This is a genomic window from Flagellimonas algarum (assembly GCF_040513375.1).
Classification (GTDB): domain Bacteria; phylum Bacteroidota; class Bacteroidia; order Flavobacteriales; family Flavobacteriaceae; genus Flagellimonas_B; species Flagellimonas_B algarum.
Genome location: NZ_JBEVTG010000001.1, coordinates 624,569 through 645,429, shown reverse-complemented (window position 1 = coordinate 645,429; position 20,861 = coordinate 624,569). Strand labels below are relative to the sequence as shown.

At 45.4% G+C, this 20,861-nt stretch carries 22 protein-coding genes and 1 tRNA gene; 7 read left to right on the top strand and 16 right to left on the bottom strand.

Annotated features, from left to right (window positions below):
* Window positions 1-55 precede the first annotated feature (55 nt).
* The 8 genes from ABV409_RS03005 to ABV409_RS02970 form a co-directional block, all read right to left on the bottom strand.
* Window positions 56-772 (bottom strand): DUF4097 family beta strand repeat-containing protein, encoded by a 717-nt coding sequence (locus tag ABV409_RS03005; protein ID WP_353876063.1) that lies wholly within the window; start codon window positions 770-772, stop codon window positions 56-58.
* 30 nt (window positions 773-802) lie between these two features.
* Window positions 803-1,558 (bottom strand): DUF4097 family beta strand repeat-containing protein, encoded by a 756-nt coding sequence (locus ABV409_RS03000; RefSeq protein ID WP_353876062.1) that lies wholly within the window; start codon window positions 1,556-1,558, stop codon window positions 803-805.
* Between the two features lie 18 nt (window positions 1,559-1,576).
* Window positions 1,577-2,362, bottom strand: a complete 786-nt coding sequence (locus tag ABV409_RS02995; RefSeq protein WP_353876061.1) for a HEAT repeat domain-containing protein — start codon at window positions 2,360-2,362, stop codon at window positions 1,577-1,579.
* 2 nt (window positions 2,363-2,364) lie between these two features.
* A complete protein-coding gene (locus tag ABV409_RS02990; RefSeq protein ID WP_353876060.1) occupies window positions 2,365-2,889 on the bottom strand; it encodes an RNA polymerase sigma factor in 525 nt (174 codons plus the stop codon).
* 111 nt (window positions 2,890-3,000) lie between these two features.
* Window positions 3,001-3,150, bottom strand: a complete 150-nt coding sequence (locus ABV409_RS02985) for a hypothetical protein (protein WP_353876059.1) — start codon at window positions 3,148-3,150, stop codon at window positions 3,001-3,003.
* Window positions 3,151-5,340, bottom strand: coding sequence for a ferrous iron transport protein B (gene feoB, locus ABV409_RS02980; RefSeq protein WP_353876058.1), 2,190 nt, complete (start codon window positions 5,338-5,340; stop codon window positions 3,151-3,153). It abuts the gene before it with no gap.
* Window positions 5,337-5,576 (bottom strand): FeoA family protein, encoded by a 240-nt coding sequence (locus tag ABV409_RS02975; protein ID WP_353876057.1) that lies wholly within the window; start codon window positions 5,574-5,576, stop codon window positions 5,337-5,339. The genes feoB and ABV409_RS02975 overlap by 4 nt, the downstream gene beginning before the upstream one ends.
* Before the next feature lie 62 nt (window positions 5,577-5,638).
* Window positions 5,639-6,316: an SCO family protein gene (locus ABV409_RS02970; protein WP_353876056.1), complete on the bottom strand. Its 678-nt coding sequence runs from the start codon at window positions 6,314-6,316 to the stop codon at window positions 5,639-5,641.
* Between the two features lie 152 nt (window positions 6,317-6,468).
* On the opposite strand from ABV409_RS02970, the gene rseP reads away from it, so the two are divergent.
* From rseP to ABV409_RS02955, 3 genes are all read left to right on the top strand, one after another.
* A complete protein-coding gene (gene rseP, locus ABV409_RS02965) occupies window positions 6,469-7,821 on the top strand; it encodes an RIP metalloprotease RseP (RefSeq protein WP_353876055.1) in 1,353 nt (450 codons plus the stop codon).
* Window positions 7,822-7,890: 69 nt separating this feature from the next.
* Window positions 7,891-7,964 (top strand) — tRNA-Asn (locus tag ABV409_RS02960).
* 226 nt (window positions 7,965-8,190) lie between these two features.
* Window positions 8,191-10,875 (top strand): CHAT domain-containing protein, encoded by a 2,685-nt coding sequence (locus ABV409_RS02955; RefSeq protein WP_353876054.1) that lies wholly within the window; start codon window positions 8,191-8,193, stop codon window positions 10,873-10,875.
* Window positions 10,876-10,885: 10 nt separating this feature from the next.
* Here the strand turns inward: ABV409_RS02955 and ABV409_RS02950 are convergent, their stop codons facing one another.
* From ABV409_RS02950 to ABV409_RS02920, 7 genes are all read right to left on the bottom strand, one after another.
* Window positions 10,886-11,725, bottom strand: coding sequence for a hypothetical protein (locus tag ABV409_RS02950; protein WP_353876053.1), 840 nt, complete (start codon window positions 11,723-11,725; stop codon window positions 10,886-10,888).
* The gene (locus ABV409_RS02945) at window positions 11,725-13,038 is read right to left on the bottom strand and encodes a tectonin domain-containing protein (RefSeq protein WP_353876052.1); all 1,314 of its coding nucleotides are present in this window, start codon (window positions 13,036-13,038) and stop codon (window positions 11,725-11,727) included. Before ABV409_RS02945 ends, ABV409_RS02950 begins: the two co-directional genes overlap by 1 nt.
* A gap of 169 nt (window positions 13,039-13,207) precedes the next feature.
* Window positions 13,208-14,467, bottom strand: coding sequence for a hypothetical protein (locus ABV409_RS02940; protein WP_353876051.1), 1,260 nt, complete (start codon window positions 14,465-14,467; stop codon window positions 13,208-13,210).
* Between the two features lie 20 nt (window positions 14,468-14,487).
* On the bottom strand, window positions 14,488-15,021 hold the full coding sequence (locus ABV409_RS02935; protein ID WP_353876050.1) for a hypothetical protein: 534 nt from the start codon (window positions 15,019-15,021) through the stop codon (window positions 14,488-14,490).
* Between the two features lie 10 nt (window positions 15,022-15,031).
* On the bottom strand, window positions 15,032-15,571 hold the full coding sequence (locus ABV409_RS02930) for a hypothetical protein (RefSeq protein ID WP_353876049.1): 540 nt from the start codon (window positions 15,569-15,571) through the stop codon (window positions 15,032-15,034).
* Window positions 15,572-15,594: 23 nt separating this feature from the next.
* The gene (locus ABV409_RS02925; protein ID WP_353876048.1) at window positions 15,595-16,242 is read right to left on the bottom strand and encodes a hypothetical protein; all 648 of its coding nucleotides are present in this window, start codon (window positions 16,240-16,242) and stop codon (window positions 15,595-15,597) included.
* Window positions 16,243-16,258: 16 nt separating this feature from the next.
* Entirely contained in the window at window positions 16,259-17,611 is a 1,353-nt protein-coding gene (locus tag ABV409_RS02920) for a DUF4412 domain-containing protein (protein WP_353876047.1), read from the bottom strand.
* Between the two features lie 112 nt (window positions 17,612-17,723).
* Here ABV409_RS02920 and ABV409_RS02915 point away from each other — a divergent pair, with 112 nt between their 5' ends.
* Together ABV409_RS02915 and ABV409_RS02910 are read left to right on the top strand one after the other, a co-directional pair.
* Complete coding sequence (locus tag ABV409_RS02915) at window positions 17,724-18,263, top strand: RNA polymerase sigma factor (RefSeq protein WP_353876046.1); 540 nt, start codon at window positions 17,724-17,726, stop codon at window positions 18,261-18,263.
* Window positions 18,250-18,987: a tetratricopeptide repeat protein gene (locus ABV409_RS02910; protein ID WP_353876045.1), complete on the top strand. Its 738-nt coding sequence runs from the start codon at window positions 18,250-18,252 to the stop codon at window positions 18,985-18,987. The genes ABV409_RS02915 and ABV409_RS02910 overlap by 14 nt, the downstream gene beginning before the upstream one ends.
* Before the next feature lie 85 nt (window positions 18,988-19,072).
* On the opposite strand, the gene ABV409_RS02905 is transcribed toward ABV409_RS02910, so the two are convergent.
* Complete coding sequence (locus tag ABV409_RS02905) at window positions 19,073-19,594, bottom strand: TetR/AcrR family transcriptional regulator (protein WP_353876044.1); 522 nt, start codon at window positions 19,592-19,594, stop codon at window positions 19,073-19,075.
* Window positions 19,595-19,721: 127 nt separating this feature from the next.
* Between ABV409_RS02905 and ABV409_RS02900 the strand changes: the two genes are divergently transcribed.
* Window positions 19,722-20,327 carry a hypothetical protein gene (locus ABV409_RS02900; protein ID WP_353876043.1) on the top strand — a complete coding sequence of 202 codons (606 nt, stop codon included), beginning with the start codon at window positions 19,722-19,724 and terminating at the stop codon, window positions 20,325-20,327.
* Between the two features lie 41 nt (window positions 20,328-20,368).
* On the top strand, window positions 20,369-20,860 hold the full coding sequence (locus tag ABV409_RS02895; RefSeq protein WP_353876042.1) for a (2Fe-2S)-binding protein: 492 nt from the start codon (window positions 20,369-20,371) through the stop codon (window positions 20,858-20,860).
* The last annotated feature ends 1 nt before the right edge of the window (window position 20,861 follow it).

Sequence of the window (20,861 nt, the reverse complement as noted above, 5' to 3'; positions counted from 1 at the left end):
AAAACGAAAACGGCCTTCAACAGAAGGCCGTTTCATACCGTTAGGCTATGGATGGTTATTTGCGCAAGTACATGTTGCCGTTGATAGTGTTCAAACGCAGTTGGGTGGTAGCATTGCTGATTTTTTGGGAGACTTTTTGTCCAACATGTCGATCTGAGGAAGACAATTGGAGGCCTTCGTCGGCATAGATGTCACCATGTATGGTCTCGGCCACCATGCTGACCCCTGCTACTTTAAGATCGATTTCCCCGTTGATGGTACTGAGATCAAGATTCCCTGAAAAACGGTCGATCTCGATGTTTCCGTTGATCAAATCGGCGGTAAGGTTGCCATCGACGACTTCGGCCTTCATGTCCCCATTGATACTGCTTACCCGAAACTGGGCATCTTTGGGCACATACAAGGTATAATTGAATTCGTAGTCTTTCTGGGTATGGTAATAAGACCGCTTCTTTTTGCCTTTGTTCTCGCTTTTCCATGCGTCGTACATAGCCTCAAAGATGTCTTCAGGTTTCGCAGTTATGGTCAAGGCGCCGCTAGTTTCAAATACGTCGAGCTCGTACAGTTCCAGAAATTGGTTGTCTTCGGTACTGAGTTCGGCTTTGAAGTAGACCGTTTGCTTGTCCCAGGTCTTGATCTGGATGTCGTTGGCGAATGGTACTTTGAGCTCGATATAACGGTCGTTGTGGTCGAAATTCCTCTCGATGGTTTTCTGTGCATGGCCTGCAAAGCATATCAGTGCAAGGGCCAAGGTGACGATTTGTTTTTTCATGACTGTTCGTTTTTTGATGTTCGTGATGGGTTACTTTTTTCTCAAGTAGATGTTGCCATTGGTAGAACGCAACTTGATGTCGACGCCACCATTGTTGATGACCCCCGTTACTTTGCGGCCGGCCACGGAGCGCATGCCTTCTTTTGAAGGTTTTGAAATGTCAAAGTTCGAATACACATCGCCGTTCCAGCTGCTCATGGAAAGGTTGGCCGGGGTGTTCTGCGGAAGGCTGACATCGACAGTGCCGTTAGTGGTAAAAATCGAAATGGGTGAAGCTTGGTTGATCGCATCGAAGATGACCTCAACGGTTCCGTTCAAGGCATTGGCGGTAACCGGCCCGTTTACGTTTTCGATGTACACACTGCCGTTCAATTGTGCATTGGCCTCGATTTCAGAGGAGAATCCACTGATTTTCATGTTGCCATGCCAGGTGGTCTTTACCGAGACCTTTTGGGTTTTCGGTAAATAGATCTCGGCCCGGTCCGATTTGCGCAGGTTTTTGACGATCAGGTTGTTGCCATCCTGCACTACGTAAAAACCGACATCGGTGTTATCGGTGCCGCCGTTTTGACCGACAAGTTTCAAGCCCTTGGCACGATCAGGGGTGCCTTTCGCCTTGCCCGATTTGATCAGGATCTCATTTTTGTCGTGGGTCTTGACGGTCACATCGGCTTTGGATTCGATTTTCACCCAATCGATCCCGTTCAATGATTTGCTGTAATCATTTTGAGCATAGCCAATCGTAGCTACGGCACATACTAATAAAAGTGTAGTCAAACGTTTCATAATTATTCGCTTTTTGATTTATATGATTTTTGGTAATAAGGTGGTTATTTCGTCTTTGATAAAAGGTTGTGTCGCCTCGTTTTCAAGCAAGCGTTGCATAGGGCCGATTGCCTTTTTCTCTTGGATCTCGACCAATAGTTGGATGATGGCTATTTGCATGCTCGGGTCTTGTTCGGTTTCGAGGGCGGTAATAAAGGCCGTCTTGACCTTTCCTGAGGTTTTGAACCGCGACAAGGCTTCCATTGCGGTGAGACGTACGTTGGTATTCTCGTCGTTCAGCATCCTATCGGTCAAGGCATCGACGATCGCCGCGTCAGGTTCCTTGAATTCCTCTATATATTGGACCCCTTGGATCCGCTTACTGGCCGATTCGTTTTCCATTAAGGAAATCATCGTAGTCTGGATCAGGGCTTGTTGTTCTTGTTGTACTTGGGCAATCGTCAAATCCGATTGTTTCGCCCCTAAATAGCGACCGAAAACAAAGGTTCCGATGAGGACCGCGATACTGGCCGCGATACGGTAAAAACCACCGAACCCTTTTCTAGAGGATGCAGGCAGGGAGACCACGGCAACTTGCTGTTGTTGGGCTTCTTCCAACATCTTTTCAAAACCTTGGCGCAGCTGCAGTGAGGGCATGACCTGGGGTTCTTCCGAGAAAGCCTTGAACAGCCGGGTATAGGCATCGACTTCTTCTTGCCATTCTGGATTTTGCTTCAAGGCTTTTTCGAATTCCTGCTGCTGGGCTGTCGTCAAACTGCCTTCCAAAAAGTCCGGAATGTGGTTTATGAATGCTGCTTTGTCCATGATCAAATGGTTTGCATGTAAATCGTTTTCAACTTTTTCAGTGCCCGACTGACTTTGGTTTTGACGGCTCCTGGGGTACTGTCCATGATCTCTGCCAATTCTTGGTACTTGATACCTTGAAAGCGGTTCATGATCACTACTTCCCGATCAGAAGGTTCCAATTGCTGTAGGGCTTGGTGCAGATGGGTATATTCTTCTTGCCGTGTTTCGTTTTCCAACCGATGTGCAACGCTTTCCAAATCACCATGCCGTTCTTTATTTCGGGTAAAATGGGTCTTTAAGCTGTTTCTCGCGATGGTGAACATCCACGAAAGGAAATTGCCATTGTTGTATGAACTTCGGTATTTCATCACCTTGTAAAAGACATCTTGCGTCAGATCTTCGCTCAGCATGCGGTCACCGCTCATTTTGTAAAGGAAATTGAAAAGGTGTACGTGGTGCCTATCGAATAAAAGGCGTAGCTTCTCCAAATTTCCTTGTGCCACTTCGGCCATGATCGCTTCATCGGTCTGTTGCTCCAACAGCATGTCTAATAGTTGGTGTTTGACTTATATAGTCAACAAAATACAAAAGGTTACAGCGGGCAGGGAAAAAAATAGGATATACCTGAAATACAATAAGTTAGGGTCGAAAAAAAATCAATGGCACCCGCAGTCGTCGCTGCCGCAGGACTTGGTGTCCTTCTTTTTCGTGGCTAAAAGGGTTTTCGGAAGGAGGTATTTTTTGATGAGGTACCCCAGAGCGATCGCTAGGGTCGAATAGGCCAATATGTACTGTAGGGTTTCCATTTAACTGATCAATTGGTAGGCCGAGAAGGCCACAAGATACGCAAATACACTCATAAAGGCGAGCTGCAGCATCGGCCATTTCCAAGAGTTGGTCTCGCGTTTTACAATGGCCAGGGTGCTCATGCATTGCATGGCAAAAGCATAGAAAAGCATCAAAGAAACCCCTGTAGCCAAATTGAAGAGCGGTTGTCCTGCTTGATCCAGTTCGGCCTCCATGCGATTTTTTATGGTCTCTTCTTCATCATTACCCACACTGTATATGGTGGCCAAAGTACCGACGAACACTTCGCGTGCCGCGAACGAGGTCAAGACCGCGATACCGATTTTCCAATCATAGCCCAAGGGTCGTACCACGGGTTCGATGAACTTGCCCAGTTGGCCGATATACGAATGCTCTAAACGGTAGCTTGAAATTTCCTGTTGGCGGGCGCTTTCTTCCAAAGCCGCCATAGCCGTTTCTATGGATTGATTTGGGTTCGCCTCTTGAAGGTGCTCGATGTTGGTGTCGATATTATTGCGGCTGTATTGGTTTAAACCTTCGGTCTCGATACGTTCATTAACGATCGATTCGGCATTTTTAAAGTCGTCAGAATGGCCATTCGACCCCAGAAACCAGAGAATGATGGAAATGGCCAAAATGATTTTACCGGCACCGAAGACAAAGCTCTTGGTCTTCTCGACTACGGTGATCAACACGTTCTTGGCCAGGGGCATCCGGTAATTGGGCATTTCGATCATAAAGATGGAACGGGAACGGATCTTTAGGATCTTATGTAAGACCATGGCTGAACCGATGGCCATGGCAAAGCCTAATAGGTAGAGTACCATTAAGGTCAATGCTTGATAACTGATGCCCAAGAACGTTCCTTCTGGGATGACCAAGGCAATCAATATCAAATACACCGGCAGTCGGGCCGAACAGGTCGTGAAGGGTACCACAAGAATGGTGATCAACCGTTCTTTCCAATTTTCTATAGTTCGTGTGGCCATTACGGCAGGAATGGCACAAGCGGTACCTGAAATCAAAGGCACCACACTTTTGCCACTCAATCCGAACGGTCGCATTAGCCGGTCCATCAAGAAAACGACACGGCTCATATAGCCCGATTCTTCCAAGAGTGCGATGAGTAGGAACAAAAAGGCGATTTGGGGTACGAAGACCAAAATCCCCCCGATACCGGCCAAGACCCCTTCGGCCAACAAATCGGTGAATATGCCCGAAGGCAAAGTGGTTTTCAACCAATCGGACAACTGGGCGAATTGGGCATCGATGAAGTCGGAAGGATAACCGCTCCAATCGAAAATCGCTTGGAAAATCAACAATAAGATGGCAAAAAAGATGAGGTAGCCGAACACCTTATGGGTCAAGATCCGGTCAAGGGCAGCCCCCAACCCTTTTGCTTTTTCGGGATTTACCGAATACGCTTTCTTCAAGGCGTTGTTGATGAACTGGTACCGAAGTACCGTTTCACGGTGCTGTAATTTTTTTAATTCGTCTTTCGACTTGGTCGTGAACGAAGTGGCATCTTGAATCCGCTTTTTCTCGATGGGCATGAAGTTCACATCCTGTGTAATGACCAGCCATAGCTTATAGACCGATTCTTTGGGGAAGGCTTGTTGCAGCCTTTCGAAATATTTGGGTTCGATACGACGGGTATCCAGATTCGGAAGGGTGGATAGGGAGCGGTAGTTTTGGATGAGTTCTTTGACGCGTTCGATACCTTCCCCTTTTCGTGTACTGACCAGGGCGATTTGCGTGTCCAACGCTTTTTCCAGGGTTTCCACATCGATTGAAATCCCCTTCTTTGCCATTTGATCGGTCATGTTGATGACCAAAAGGGTCGGGATGCCCAAATCTTTGATCTGGGTGAACAACAACAGATTGCGTTTGAGGTTTTCAACATCGGTAATGACCACGGCGACATCGGGGTAGTCCTTATCGGCCTTGTTCAAAAGCAACTCGACCACGATGCTTTCGTCCAATGAAGTGGTATTGAGACTGTAAGTGCCCGGCAGGTCGAGAATATGGGCCTTGACCCCTCGGGGGAGTTTACAGACGCCTTCTTTTTTCTCAACGGTAATTCCCGGGTAATTCCCGACTTTTTGATTCAGGCCGGTAAGCTGGTTGAAGACCGAGGTTTTACCGGTATTCGGGTTTCCGATAAGGGCGACATTGATGCTTTTGCTCATGGTTCGGGGGCTTCTTCGACGCCCTCGAGGGCGATTCGTTCGGCCATTTGCTTGCGTATGGCAATATGCGAACCGTTGACATTGATATAGATGGGGTCGTTCAAGGGGGCGATTTGCACCAATTCGACTTCATTGCCGGGCAAACACCCCAATTCCAATAACTTAATCGGGGGCAGTTCGTCGTCAAACTCCTTGATAATACCCTTTTGGCCCTGTTTCAAATCGGCGATCGTCAAAAGCGAATCTTATTTAGATTGATTTTAAGTAAACAAAAATACGCTAAAATCCATATACCAACCTATTCTTCCCCATAAGATTGCTTTAAGACCTGCAGGTCATCCATCAATTTTTCGATATCCTCGGGCCGGGTACCGTCGTAAAATCCGCGAATGCGTTTTTCCTTATCCACCAAAATGAAGTTTTCGGTATGGATCATGTCGTAGGGGCCGCCGTCACCATCGGTTTTCACCGCTAAGTATGATTTGCGGGCCAGTTCATAGATCTGTTTCTTGTCGCCGGTCACCAAGTTCCATTTATGATCAAGCACCCCTTTTTCCAGGGCGTACCGCTTCAACTGCGCCACCGAATCGATGTCAGGGGTCACCGAATGCGAGAGCAACAACACTTCGTCATCATCCAGGATCGACCCTTGTATCCGCGTCATGTTCTTGGTCATGATCGGGCAGATACTCGGGCAGGTCGTAAAGAAAAAATCGGCAATGTAGATTTTACCGGCATAGTCAGCCTGGGTAATGGTGCGGCCGTTTTGATTGGTCAAGGCGAAATCCGCTATGGTATGGTATTTTTTGCGGTCGAAAAGACTGCTATCGACCAATTCTTGGTTCACCATATTCGGTTGGTAGATCGGCAGTCGGCGTTGAGGGCGTAAGGCATCATACATGAAGTAAATGATGACGGCCGATAAAATCAGCAAAACGGTGCCGAATAATTTGAACTGGGCCAAGAATTTTCGCATGGATACAAAGGTAAGGCCCAATTCATAGGGGGTCAAATCAAGCAGGCCTTTTCATGCTAATTGTTTCTTAAATCGATTGGCGGTTCGTCGAACGGGTTTTTATAAGCGGTGTTAAAAACTTACTTTTGTCAGCTTAGTGAAATAATGTTGAAATGAACCCCATAGTCATACAGGTCATCCAATTCTTTTTGAGCCTTTCAATTTTGATCGTGCTCCATGAGTTGGGCCATTTTATACCGGCTAAATTATTCAAGACCCGTGTCGAGAAATTCTACCTGTTTTTCGATATCAAATATTCCCTCTTCAAAAAGAAAATCGGTGAGACCGTTTACGGTATCGGATGGTTGCCCTTGGGCGGCTATGTGAAGATCAGCGGTATGATCGATGAGAGCATGGATACCGAAGCCATGAAAGAGGAACCCAAACCATGGGAGTTTCGAAGCAAACCGGCTTGGCAACGGCTGATCATTATGCTGGGTGGGGTCACCGTGAATTTTATTCTGGCCGTCATCATCTATATCGGGATGGCCTATAAATATGGGGAAGAGTACATTCCTATGGAGAGCCTTAAGGACGGGGTTTGGGTGGTCGAAGAGACCATCGGTGCCAAGGCGGGTATCGAGACCGGCGATAAGATATTGGAAGTCGATGGCAACCCGGTCAAATCGTTTCGAAGCGTTTATTTGGAACTCATCAACGGAAACCGTGTCACCATCGAGCGCGATGGGCAACGGATCGAAAAGGACATTCCCGTCGATTTCATCGCTACCTTGCTCGAAGACGAGGATAAGGTCCGTTTCTTAAGTTTCCGCCAACCCTTTATCGTATCCGAGATTTCGGAAGGCTCGCACAATACCGGCGCCGATTTCATCAAAGGGGACGCTTTTGTCGCCATCAATGGCCAAGCGGCCGAATATTATGATCAGGTCAGTCCGCTGCTAGCAAATTACAAAGGGGAGGAAGTGACCGCCAGTATCAACAGAAACGGAACGATGATGGAGGTACAGGCCCAAGTCAATGAAGAGGGAAAACTCGGATTGGGCTTATTGAACTTGACCGTTGAGGAGTATGCGGATAATGGCTACTTTACTATCGCGACCGAAGAATACTCGTTTTTAGAGGCTATTCCGGCCGGTATCAATAAAGGCATTGAAACCTTGGGGAGTTATGCGAAACAATTGAAGAAGATCTTCAATCCGTCGACCGGGGCTTACAAAGGCGTTGGGGGTTTTGCTGCAATCGGTAGCATGTTCCCCGATACATGGGACTGGGCCGCATTCTGGTCGACCACTGCTTTGATTTCGATCATCCTGGCCTTTATGAACGTCTTGCCGATCCCGGCTTTGGACGGGGGGCATGTCATGTTCTTGTTATACGAAATGGTCTCTGGGCGCAAGCCTAGCGATAAGTTCTTGGAATACGCACAAATGGTAGGCTTTTTCATCTTGGTCGCCTTGTTGCTGTTCGCCAATGGAAACGACATCTACAAGGCGGTATTTAAATAAAAATCGTCCGTTTTTGTTTGTAGTCTTTTAAAGAATCGGCTATATTTGCAGCCGCTAAAAGCGTAATAGTCCTCCTTAGCTCAGTTGGTTAGAGCATCTGACTGTTAATCAGAGGGTCCTTGGTTCGAGTCCAAGAGGGGGAGCGAAAGTGAAAATCCAATACTTCAACAAGTGTTGGATTTTTTTGTTGTGAAACTCACGCCAGCCTTGCCAAGGAAACGATCCGGAACCTTTTCCAATTCAAATAGGACTTCCAATCACACTTCTACCCTTTCAAAAGAGGTAAATCGGGGCGCCCTAAGCGGCTCGGCCGTTTTTCATTGGAATTAAATTTATATTTTACGGCTTGATCCAAAAAAACCGCCCTACGTGATATCCGATATGTTGAAAAACCTTCTTGTTGGTGCCCTGGTTTGTTTGTATGCCCATGGGGTCGTTGCCGGGGAAGCCCTTGTTCTTGAACCTTGCCCCGAATTAGAACAAATCCAGACCTTAAAAATGGAAGGGGAACGACTATTCGACGCAGGAAAGGTCGAAGATGCACTGGAAAAATACAAGAGCGCCATAGCATTGTACAGCGAAAACCCCTGTGATGACACTTCCATTTTGTTTGGTATCCAAACGGCAATTTCCACTTGCTATTCAGCCGATTATTTAAATGATCAAGAACAATGGGCTTTATTTTTGGACAGTGCCAAAAAACACCTTGATAATCCCGAAAACCAGCCAGCTACCGTAGTCACCTACTACGTACAAAACGCCTATCTCGACTGGTATTATGGTGAACAAAAAGATGTACTAGGCTTTTCGAAAAAGGCCAAAGAACATTTTGACCAAAAAAGAAGTCAAATTTTTACTGAATTAGAAACGGATAAAGCATTACTGCTGGAATCCAATGTAAGGCATTGGCTGGTGCGAAGCAATTTACTGGTCAGAAACGAAGAAGGGATCCACCGTAGTTACGATGAGTTTTCAAACTTCTACAACGCCCATCGAAATTTAGACATCATCAAAGACGAGTACGGCCTTGGGAATTTTTACATAGGCAGGTATTACCAACGATCCAACCCGCTAAAAGCCATTGCATATTTTGACAAAGCCGCAGCAGTCAGTCAAGACCAAAACGTGATATTATATGCTCTGGTTTGCAAGGGGTTCTCCTTTTTGAATGCGAAGGCGTTTGACCGCGTTCCGGCGGTGGTTTCAAAATTGGAGAGTTTTGAATGGGTTACACCACTCCAAGAGTTGAACATACACGAAATTGCTGCTAGAACCTATTCGGAAACAGGGAATATGGAAAAGCTGGTCTATCACACCAATAAGGGGTTGACCCTATTGAATGAAAAGCAAGTTCCGATGGATGTCGAAAATTTTAAACCCGAAGACTTCGCGCCCATTAAAGAATATACCTATCCCATACTGTTGAACCAGTTCGCCCTTTTTTTGGAAGAAACCGGAATAGAACGGTTAAAAAAATCAGCCGATGAAATCAACATTTTGGGCCTAAGGCAATTTGCGGACCGGATTACCGTCGGACTTTCAGGCACAAGAAAAGCTGCTTATGACAACATCAAAAATAGCACACTTCGTTACCTGATCAAGAATAAAAGTTCCTATGAAAAAAAGAAGGAAATCCTAACCGGGATCGAACAAGTCGAGAACCAGAGTTCATTTAACACCTTGACTTCAAATCGGATTTTGGCGGAAAACAAAGGGACCCTGGATTCGCTTTTTACCCTTGAATTGGAATTGCGGAAACAGATTACGGATATTCGAAAAACACTTCAAGAAGAAAAAGCTTCCGAGAACCCGGAGATTTTCGAACTGGAACTGCAGCTCGACAATATCAATGAGCGGATTCGAAACGAAAATCCGGAAGTACACAACATCATAAAGACGCCATTCTCGTTTGAGACACTCGATTTGCATGAAAATGAAAGAATATTCAAGTTCGCAAAAGCCGGTGATGAACTTTTCAAGATCGTTATCTCTAAAAATGCTATTGACGTAAGCAATCTGCTTGGGTACGATTCCATCGCAAATGAAGTAACCGAATTCCTGGATGGCTTAAAATCCAGAAAAGAGATCGATGACCTTCAAAAGGCGTCCCAATCACTTTATCAAAAACTCATCGGGGATGAGGTTTTAACAGCATCCACGATCATTAGTTCGGATGGGGTGTTGCGTTACCTTCCTTTTGAACTGTTGGTAGACAACAATGGCAAGTATCTCGTACAGCAAACGGCAACTGCCTATATCTATGGCCTTGCACACCTGAATTTGAAAGAGGAACCAACGGAAAAAGCCAGCCGTACCGTATTCTTCGCCCCCTCCTATAGTGCTTTTCAACCTTCATCGCAGGAGTTGGCGGTTCGGGGGGAGCCGTATGATTTAAAAGGAGCCCAAGATGAAATTAAAGAAATCAACACCTTCATCAAAGGGACCATTTATAAAGGAAAAGATGCTTCTCGCCAAACCTTCTTGAACCTGCCCAAAGACTATTCCGTTTTGCATATGGCCGGACACGCCTTTCTAAACGAACAAGATGCGCAACTCAGTAATTTGGTGTTTTCAGATGATAAAGAAGACAACCGACTTTATATCTCTGAGATTTATGGGATGAAAAGTAATGCCGATCTGGTCGTACTAAGTGCCTGTAATACGGGTGTCGGCGGGTATGGATCCGGAGAAAGCGTGACCTCTTTGTCTCAGGCTTTTATGTACTCGGGAGTTCCTTCAACGGTCTCCAGCCTTTGGAGTGCCCCCGATCAAAGCACCAAAGAAATCATGATTTCCTTTTATGAGCACCTAAACAAAGGGGCAACCAAATCGGTGGCCTTGCAAAAAGCAAAAGTCGCTTACTTGGAAAGGACTTCGAACACCCGCTTAAAGCACCCCTACTACTGGTCAGGCTTTGTGCTATACGGCAGCGATGCCCCGCTCTCTTTCGCGAAACCGTGGTATGCCAAGCCCTGGACCTGGGTAGTTTTGGGTATTGTCATCGTGCTGATCATCACCTATGTTCTCAGGAGACGGAAGGCTGCAAAAAAGTAAAAACCATGGATCAATCCGGGACTTTCAAATGGTATTCGGTGGCCATGATCGAGGTCAATTGAAACCCGATACGTTTGCCATCGGGCGTCTGATACCGCTCTTGCGTTACTAGGGTGCCTTCCGGAAGTACAAATCCATAATCTTGGCGTAAGGGCATACCCAATTCTGAAAATATTTCCCCTACAAGGTACAGTGCCTTGGTAGGTAAATGGGTGTCGCTTAAGAAAAGGGTGGCACTGTCTTGGGCAAATGGGAACCTTCTCAAGTACCGGTCGCCGTTCAGCTTTTTGGGATAATAGGGATTCGCTCCAAAGGTTTTTGATTCGTCCGTCATTTGAAAATAGGTCTTAAAATCTTCGGTACCATACTCTATTTTTTCGGATAAGCCTTCGACCTCCTTAAGGTTCTTTCGAATGGCTTTTTTGGTTCCAAACTCGTCGGTATACCCTAGAATATAGGTTCCATCCGGTTGGACAATGACATAATCGGTCATCTCATCAAAATAGTTGGTCAAGTACTTCTCCAAAAGTAGGGTGCCACTTTCGGGGTCCACATAAAAACCGAATTCCTTGCTCGTAGTGCCACCTTCAGATGGAATGGCTTCGTTATAATACTTAAAGTGGTAACTCTCGGAAAAGTAATATTGTCCTCGCTCAGGCTGCCAATTCCGATCGCGATAGCTAAGGCTGTCTTGTTTCAATTCAGGGCTTATCACTTCGATTGTCCTGTCCATTAGCGTATCGCCCCCCAAAGAGGTGGTCTTCTCGGCTTCGGCAGACTGCCTTTCTTTACAACCACCGATAGCACAAACCATCACACCCAAAACGATGATGGTTATAGTCCGCAGCATTACTTGATTTTTTCAATTTTAAAGCAGATACCGCCATTGTAGGTTGGGTTGTCAGGATCATATCCACCACTAAAATAATATTCCTTCCCTAAGAGTACGTCCTTGATGGGTAGGTTTAGTTGTTGCCATTTCCCCTCATGCTGTAAAAGTTCATTGATTCCTTTCAAATTGAACTGAAAATTGAATACTGCGTTGTCATTGGCAGTTCCTCCTTCCAATACGAATTCCCGCATCGTATCAATGGTACAATTGTATGGGTAACTTCCTATTGTTACTGCCCAAGTATCACCGTTTTCACCGATATACGTACTTGGATTTATTAGGGTATTTGCTTTTCTGAATTTTCGAGGATTATTTTTAGGGATGTCCAAAACCCTTGGGCCACCGTTTTCTGCATCTATGATTATCGATCGATTATTGAGCTTCCCTTTTAGGCGAATACCGATTGTGCCATAAATATCATGTTTTGGCAAAGAAAAGGCGTTTTCAAGTCTCAAGATATTGGTAAAAGTAACTCGGTAAGTACCCGCATAATCCGTTTTAGGAGTTGTCGTGTCCTTGTCAGCGTCATAGTAGTAAATCGCCTTATTGGTCGCCACCGCCCAGATCTTTCCGTGATGTACCGCTACGGCCGTAAAATCCTTTCGCGTACCTGGCAACACCACCCACTTTCTGGAGCGGACATCCCATCTATAGATGCCCTTATTACGGCCCACCGCATACATAACGCCTGTTTTATGGTCCAAAGCGATTTGATTGGGTCGTCCGGCAAGGGTCGTCCATTTGCCACCAGAGAATCTGCTGAACGCATTGTCACCTGCCCGTGCATACAGTTCTTTCGGTCCGATGCCTAAGACTTGGTTCAACCCACTGCCGATCCTATTTTGACCTTTCAGTAGATTCCATCTGCCGTTATACAATTGCCGTAGCTTTTTATTGGTATCTATGGCGTAGATCCTACCATCTTTAGAGGCAATCAATTCGTTAGTTTTGATTCCAGGTACTTTTATCCATTTGCCCTTCACATCTACATGTACCTCACCACTGGTGGAAACCATATAAACCACACCGTCTTTGGTGACCGAAACGGATTTCGCGTTTTTGGATTGGGCGCTATAGGCATGGAATTTTTTGGTGTTTTTGTTGTACTTTTTGATATTACGGGAGGCATTGACCACATAAACACTACCATCTTTAGGACTGATGGCAATATCGGTAGCTTGCCCCCCCGCGTTTACGAACCCTTGGGCTTGTAGATTGATGGTCAAAAGACCGAATACCGCAATTGCGATTGCACGACGTATATTTTTCATTTCTTAAATGCTTTAATTGATTAGTTGACCTAAGCTGGTCTTTTTCTACTGGAAACCTTGAATTCCAGAGCTGTCATCTTCTCGTTTACCCTCAGGTAAAATCTTTTAAAATCCATTGGCTTGGGTCGACCCCAAGTTTTTTTTGAAGGGACTACCAATGGTTCGTCCATTATAATTTCTCGACCCTAAAGGAGATGACCGTATCCGATGATAAGAGGTGTCGGTAATAGGTCTTCCCCAAAACCAGATCTTCCATCTTTATTTTTTCCCTTTCCCACAAGCCCACACCTCTGATACCGGGTAAATCGCCCTGATGTTCCTTTACGTTGAACTGAAAATCAAATTCCGGATATCCTTTGGCGGCCTCCCCGACCAGTTTGAATTTTCGACTCCTGCCGATTTCAAGTGATCCCGCAGCCTGTTTTCGCCTCGCCTTCGCCGTGAACGAATCCGTCCAGGAAAACCCATTTTCATGAGCGACCGAGGGACCTTGCTTTGGGATATCCCAGAGGCGGTTTTTCTGACCGTTCGTAGGGGAGATCATGGCCCTTCCCGATTTGGTATCCGCGCTGAGGTAAATTCCAATGGTCCCATAATATTTATTTCGTTTTTTCGGGGCACCCAGTCGATCTACGATGACTTCATAAGTTCCTGAAAAGTCTTTGGCTTTTTTAGTGGTATCGGCGTAATAGATCGCATTGTTCACCGTAACCGCCCAGACAACCCCATCATGGACCGCCAATCGAACGAAGTCTTTTCGGGTATTCGGGATGATGCTCCAGCGATCGGTATTTTTATTCCATTTGTAAATGCCCCGATTTTGGCCGATCGCATAAATAGCACCTGTTTTATGATCCAGGGCGATTTGATTGGGTTTGCCGTTTCTAATCCGCCATTTGCCCGCGACCCATTCCATAAACTCGTTGTTGTTATTGGTAGCGAAAAATTCGGCCGTACTCATGGTAACCAACTGCTTGAGACCCGTGACCCCTTTGTTCCTATGCCTGTCATAGGTCCATTTGCCCGACCTTAAATACCGCAGTTTTTTATATTCATCGATGGCATAAATGTGTAGTCCATACCGCTCACAGATCACCTCCTTGGTTTTGATGCCCGGCACTTTGATCCATTTTCCGTTCACTTCGATAAAAACCTCATCACTGGTCGAGGTGATATAGACGACCCCTTGCTTCGTGATTGAAATGGATTCGGCATTGTTGGGTCGGGAACTAAATAGTTTCCAACGTTTTGTACGGCTATCATAGTCCGTAAAAATGTTCCTGCCGCTGACTACGAATACCTTTCCGGTTTTCGGATTCATGGCAATGTCCGTGGCTTGGCCCCCGACTTTTTCGAACACTTGGGCCTGTAGATTGGTGGTTAATAGACCGAATATCGCAATGGTGATAGACCGGATAACTTTTTGCATGTCGTAAATTCTTGGGATTATCACTTTACCTTACCCGGTCTTTTTCTACCGTAAAAATTGAATGCTACAGGGGCTATTTTTCCCTTTATGCCGATCGGTAAGACCGTTAGCTCGATGGAATACTCCCCGGCTGGCATGAGGCCGAGGGTCCCCTCTTTCATCATTTGGAGTACTTCTTCCTCTTGGGGGTCGCTAGCCAAAAGGCCCACAAAATCAAATGCCTCCGCAGGAATCGAATACTCCCCAGGGAAATAGGGTATGGGGTGCTTCCGAATGACATTTTTAACGAGTTTCCCATCTTTTTTGACAACGGTTCTAAAATTGAAAAAGATAATGGCTTCTTTATTTAGATTTTTTACCAAATCCTTTCCGTCAAAAGACAATTGAAGTCGGTACTTACCGCTATTGAAATCCTTGAACAGTCGTACTGCCGAATTACTATCCAATTCAAGACTGGTCTTTGATTTTCCGTTGAGGGTCAATTTTCCTTCAACATATTGTGCTTGTGCTGAAATGCAGCTTATCAATAAGCATACGAGTAGATACTTTTTCATCTTCAATGGTTTAGAGTTTATAATGTCTTGCGATCTCAAAAACGATTTCTTTGGTCGCCTTTCCGGTACTCGTTATGGATCCGTTGTTGGGTGGGGCGATATCGTAGATAAGTCCGTCTTTTATAATAAGGAGTTGGTACGTAAGGCCAACATACACTGCCCGGTCCCCAAATTCCTTTACAGGATGGTTCAATCGACCTTCCTTGGCGTGATAATGCCAAAAGGGATCTTCTTGTTGATTGGGATAGACTGCTACCTGGCCTTCCCAGAATTCATGATCTTGGTCACCATAGAACAATTTTATCTTGCATGACAGTTGCGTGGGTTCGATATCGATCCGCTTGCCGTCTGGATGGTGTTTCAGAACAAGCTGTTTGGGAAATTCCGAACAGAGTTTGGCTTCCAATTCGGCTGCCTTGTTTTTTCGTTCTTCCAAGGCGGCTACCGCTGTTTCGAAATCCATATCTTGATTTGCCTTGCTTTCCCCTTTACAACCGATATGAAGTGCCGTCAATAGGAGGACTAGCTTGATGATATGATGTTTAAACATGTTTCTCATTTTAAAGTTGATATTCAATTAATGTAACCGGCGGCTTTGGCGATGCCAATTGCCATTTTTTTGTAATCGCGGTCCAGGGCCGTTTCTTCTTCATTCCCGATATTTTTTGGCGGATGGACTTTGAGGGTATACCCGTCCAGTTTGATTTCCAAAGTGGTTTGGTTCTCATTCCAAAGGGCGGCTTGACCGGTATTGGGAATCCATACTGACGATTTCGAAATTGATTTTTTCAAACGCCACGCTTCTTCCCATTTTTTACCGGTCCCGGTTGCTTCGGCCACATCGCCCATGAATTCATCTTTGCCTATTTCCCGTTCGATCTGCATGGATCCACGTAGCCAAAGAAAATCGGAATCACCTGACTTTATGAAAAAAGCGCATAGCGGTGTCGATGTCACTTGCCTTTGCGGATTGGTATGTGGGTCGTCAATGATGACCATCTCGGTCGACACACCATAGAGTTGGGCGATTTCAGATGCATTAAGCCCACTACAGGCGCTCATACCTTCTTGGTAATCGATCAGATTTCCTTTGAATTTTTTGTTGATAAAGGAGCTGTCTTCCAATTCCTTGAGGTCTACTTGTTTCCTGTCGCCGATGCATGACGCGATCATGAACGATACGGATATACTTAAAAGGGTTTTAACAAACTTGGTTTTCATTGTTCGGAGGGGTTTGTTAGAACATTTTTTTATAGTCTTTGGCATTGATACGGAGCGATAGATCATCGTTGATAGCCGTTACAGTGCTTTTGGTGGTGCCCTGCTTCGATGTGGCCGAAAACTCCATGACAAAGCCCAAAACCCCCGTTTGTGCTACAGCTTGTTGACTGCCGAACATCCAATTGGGTATGGTCAGTTCTGGGGCGGCCCAAAAGTGTATGGTGCCTTCCTCATGGGTAACCACGTATTCCTCGCAGCGATATCCGATGATGGTTTTGGTTTTTCCGGTCTTTTGGGGTTTCGTAAAGTCATAGTTGCCCATTTCCGGCATTTGTTGTCCTTGGGCCCCTGCCATATCCTGGTTCAATTGCATTTTCATCATGGGGGTATCCACAAAAACACGCACTTGTTCTTGGTCCATCACCATGACGGAGTTGCCTTCTACATCTCCCTCCCCATAGGCGCTCATATCGACCTTCATCCCGAAATAATCGGTGTTGGAATTGATCAAATAGGAAATGGGATAGCGCTCCCCATCATCCGCGGTCACCTGTGTTTCAATTTCAAAATCAAAGTCATAGATTCCCGGTTCGCCTTCTTTGAAGCTAAAGGCTGGAGACGTGCTCGTTGCTTTATTGGAATCCATAGTGTTATTACTACGGGCGATTTTTTGGATCTTAGGGTTTTTTGCCTGGACTTGACCGCTAAATCCGCTTCCTTCAAAACTGAACGCTATCTTATTTTTATCTAAAGCGGAAAGGGTCAGCGTACCGTTGATTTGGGGATTGTTATGCACCAATTCAAACTCTGGATCTTCGGTGCGTTGCCACTCATCGGCAGGTAAATAGGCGCCCAAGAGGCCATCATAATAAATGCTGAGGGTTCCATCTTGGGGAAGGTTTACGGTTATCGGCAAGCTGGTCGCCTCATCGATCAGTTGGTTGAGGGTAATCGCAAATCGGTCATCGGTATCGGTCCCATGGGTAACCCACCAAGCTGAAATACGTGTTTGGCCGGCATCCTGGTCAAAGCTTACCGTAGGTTGCGCTATTTCAATAATTTCAATTGGGCCATGGTTAGGGCCTGAAACGGTTGCGGTTCCGTAGCTTGCTACATTTTCGGTATCGGTTTGGTCAACATCTTCCGATTTTCCTTTTTCTTCTTTTCTTCCCTTTCCGTTACCTATCGTAAAAACACTATCGATGGCTTTTTCGGTGGTCTCTATCGCCTTATCCTCGACTTTGCGTTCAACGGTCTCTTCCGCAGCTCTTTTTACTTTGTCCTTTAGTTTTTTGAAAAACTGGGCCTGGGTACCCTGAAAGGCACCGAAAACCAGAACAAAGAAGATTACTTTCTGTATTGTTTTCATATATTTTGGATTGTTAATGTTGCCTGTTTGTTTTGAAAAAAAGGAAAAGGTTAACAAGCATGGCAGTATTTTTTTGAATTCGATGTTAACCTTCGTAGTTTTCACTGCACTAATGACCAAGGAAACCGAACAATTGCAGAATCGATTGCGAAAAGGGGATAAGCAAGCCCTTGAAGAGGTATATCTGAGGCATAAAAAGGCTTTTCTCTTGTTTTTCGCATCAAGAAGTGATAGCAATGTCGATTTGGAAGACTTGTATCAGGACAGTGTTATCGCCATGTATCAAAATTTTGTCCTCAAAAAGCTCCAATTGAAAACTGGTAGCTTGCAAACATATTTGTTCGCTATCGGTAAGAACAAGATGGCGGCAAGGGTGAAGCATCGATCCCTTCCCTTAAAAGAGGAGCAGGAGTTTACGGAAACATTTTTTGAGTTGGATGGTGCCCAACTGAGTCGGGAACAGGAGTTGCTGATCATGGAGTATCCGAAACTGGGCGAAAAGTGTAAGGAGATGTTGCGATTGTATTACTACCGTGGACTTACGGACAAGGAAATAGTGGAACATACAGGATATAAAGACGAAAATACCATCAAGAGCTACCGTTCTCGATGTTTGAAAAAACTAAAAGGGTTCATTCATGGAAGCAAATAGTAACGATTCCCTTTTTCGAAAAAAAATACTGGATCTTCTTTCTAAGGAAGAGGAAGCTCTTTTTGATAACCAATTTTCGGAAAATCCGGATTTTCAAGAGGAATTCCATGCCTATAAGGAGGTGTTCGAAACGGTTATCGTTGCTGAAAACAAGGAACTTAAAAAGCAATTGGAACACCTGGTGGGGCCAAAGAAGAGGACCTTTGGTTCGTGGTTGCCCATGGCAGCCTCTTTTGCCGTGCTTCTAGGGGTTGCCGCTTTTCTTTATGTAAGTGGAAAAGGGAATGTATACGATACCTATTTCGATACCTATCCCAATGTTGTATTACCGACTACCAGAGGAGATCAAGGAAGCGGTGATATCCTCGAAAAGGCATTTTTCCATTATGACCAAGCCCAGTTTGAGGAAGCCACAAAAGCGTTTGACACTTATTTGGAAGGCAACGAAGACCGAACCGTGATGCTCTACAGTGCCGTCGCATTGATGCATCTAAACGAATCGGACCAAGCTAAGGAGCGACTTGAGTTGCTTTTGAATACGGCCAATGACTTTGAATTTACAGCTGAAGCACGATGGTATTTAGCCTTACTATACCTCAAAAAAGACAACATCCCCAAAGCTAAGGCTCTTTTGGAAAGCAATAGAAAAGAAGGTCTGGCTTTTAAAGCGGCGGAAATCGATGAACTGCTCCAGCTTTTGGGAGAATCGAACGAATCGCACTAGATAGGATAGAAAAAGAATGCTGTTTTGGCATCAAAGAAGCACTTTATTGTAAAAGTTGATCAGACCTCTATTCGATTCTCGTTTTTTACAGCTGATACTTCCCAAGTAGAAAAGTACGAAAGTGTTTCCGGTTCGAAATCGTATTTCGTATCAAGCTTAAGAACAGGCCATCAAGGATCTCATAAAACAAAATGGCCTCTTGTTCAGGATGCGCATACCCTAGCGCCTTAAATGCGACTTCGGCATGTTCGACATACGGTCTGTTTTGATCGGGAACAAAATAGCGTTTGTCCATTTTCAAGAGATACTGTAATCTCCAACTGTCATACTCGGACTTCGGGACGTTGAAAATCGATTCGATCGATTTCCTTAAAACGGTCTTTGGATCCGTTTCATTCAATATGGATCCGAAATTCGATTCGATCTTAGCCTCCAATTCCGTGATCAAATGCGCCAAAAGCCCTTGCTTGTTCTTGAAGTGTTTAAAAATCAACCCCTCCGAAACCTGTGCCTTTTTTGCGATCTTCATGGTTGAGGTCCCGTTGAATCCATACTCTGCAAAAAGCTCGAGAGCGGCGGCAACGATCCTTTCTTTCTTCGCGGTCATTTTTATTTAGAATTATTTTGAATTAATATCCGATGTTCTAGAGGTCTCGTCTTTTTTCCTACCTTGAAGTGCAACTTAGTAATTTTTTGGTTTAAAAAAAAGTAAGTACTCACTTAATTTATTTTCAATGGATTCCAAACTGTATTTCAAAGGTTTTCTGATCATCATGCTGGTTAGTTTCGTTTCGGTCCACTATGCAAAGCCCAGGATGACAAGTATGGAACTTCCTGAAGAAGGGGTTACCTCCGATACTAATTTTGATAAAATGATGGATGTACTTTCACATAAACGCTGCGTGAACTGCCACCCGAATGACAATATTCCAAAACAAGGCGAAGATAGCCATCCTCACTATTTTGGAATGAGTAGGGGTGAAGACAATTTAGGCTTTGAGGCGACCAAATGCACCACCTGCCATCAGAACGAGAACAATGACTATTCAGGGGTTCCCGGGGCACCGGAATGGAGTTTGGCGCCTGCCCAAATGTATTGGGAAGGGCTCAGCCGAAAAGAGATCGCAGCCTCAATGATGGACCCCGAAAGAAATGGAGGAAGGACCCCTGAAGAGACCATGCATCATTTGACCGAACATGCCTTGGTGCTCTGGGCTTGGGAACCGGGCGTGGATGCCAACGGGGTGCCCAGGGAGAAGCCACCGGTGCCGAAAGAGGAATACATCGAAGCCGTAAAGGCCTGGTTCGAGGCTGGGGCGGTCATCCCCACCGATGAATGAACACAATCACAACCGATAGAATAGCAACAAAATCCAATGGAATGATGACGATAAATTTCACGCTTAACGGAACCGGACGATCCATAGAAATCAGGGATGGAAATACCCCACTGTTATGGGTAATCCGGGATATGCTCGATGTAAAGGGAACCAAATTCGGTTGTGGAAAGGCAGCATGTGGAGCCTGTACCATCTTGGTCGATGGTAACGAGATCCGTTCCTGTTCCTATGCCGTTAAATTCGCTGAAGGCAAGGAGGTGCTTACCATAGAAGGTCTCGGAACGGCTGAAAACCCCCATCCCATACAACAAGCTTGGATGGAAGAAGTCGTACCCCAATGCGGGTATTGTCAGCCTGGATTCATGATGGCGACGGCGGCATTGTTGGCAAAAAACCCAAATCCATCAGATGAAGATATCGACAAGAACATCATCAATATTTGCCGCTGTGGTACCTACTATCGCATGCGTAAGGCCATTCATCGCGCCGCTGAATTAATGAACGATCCAACCACCGAACCCAAAAACCCATAAC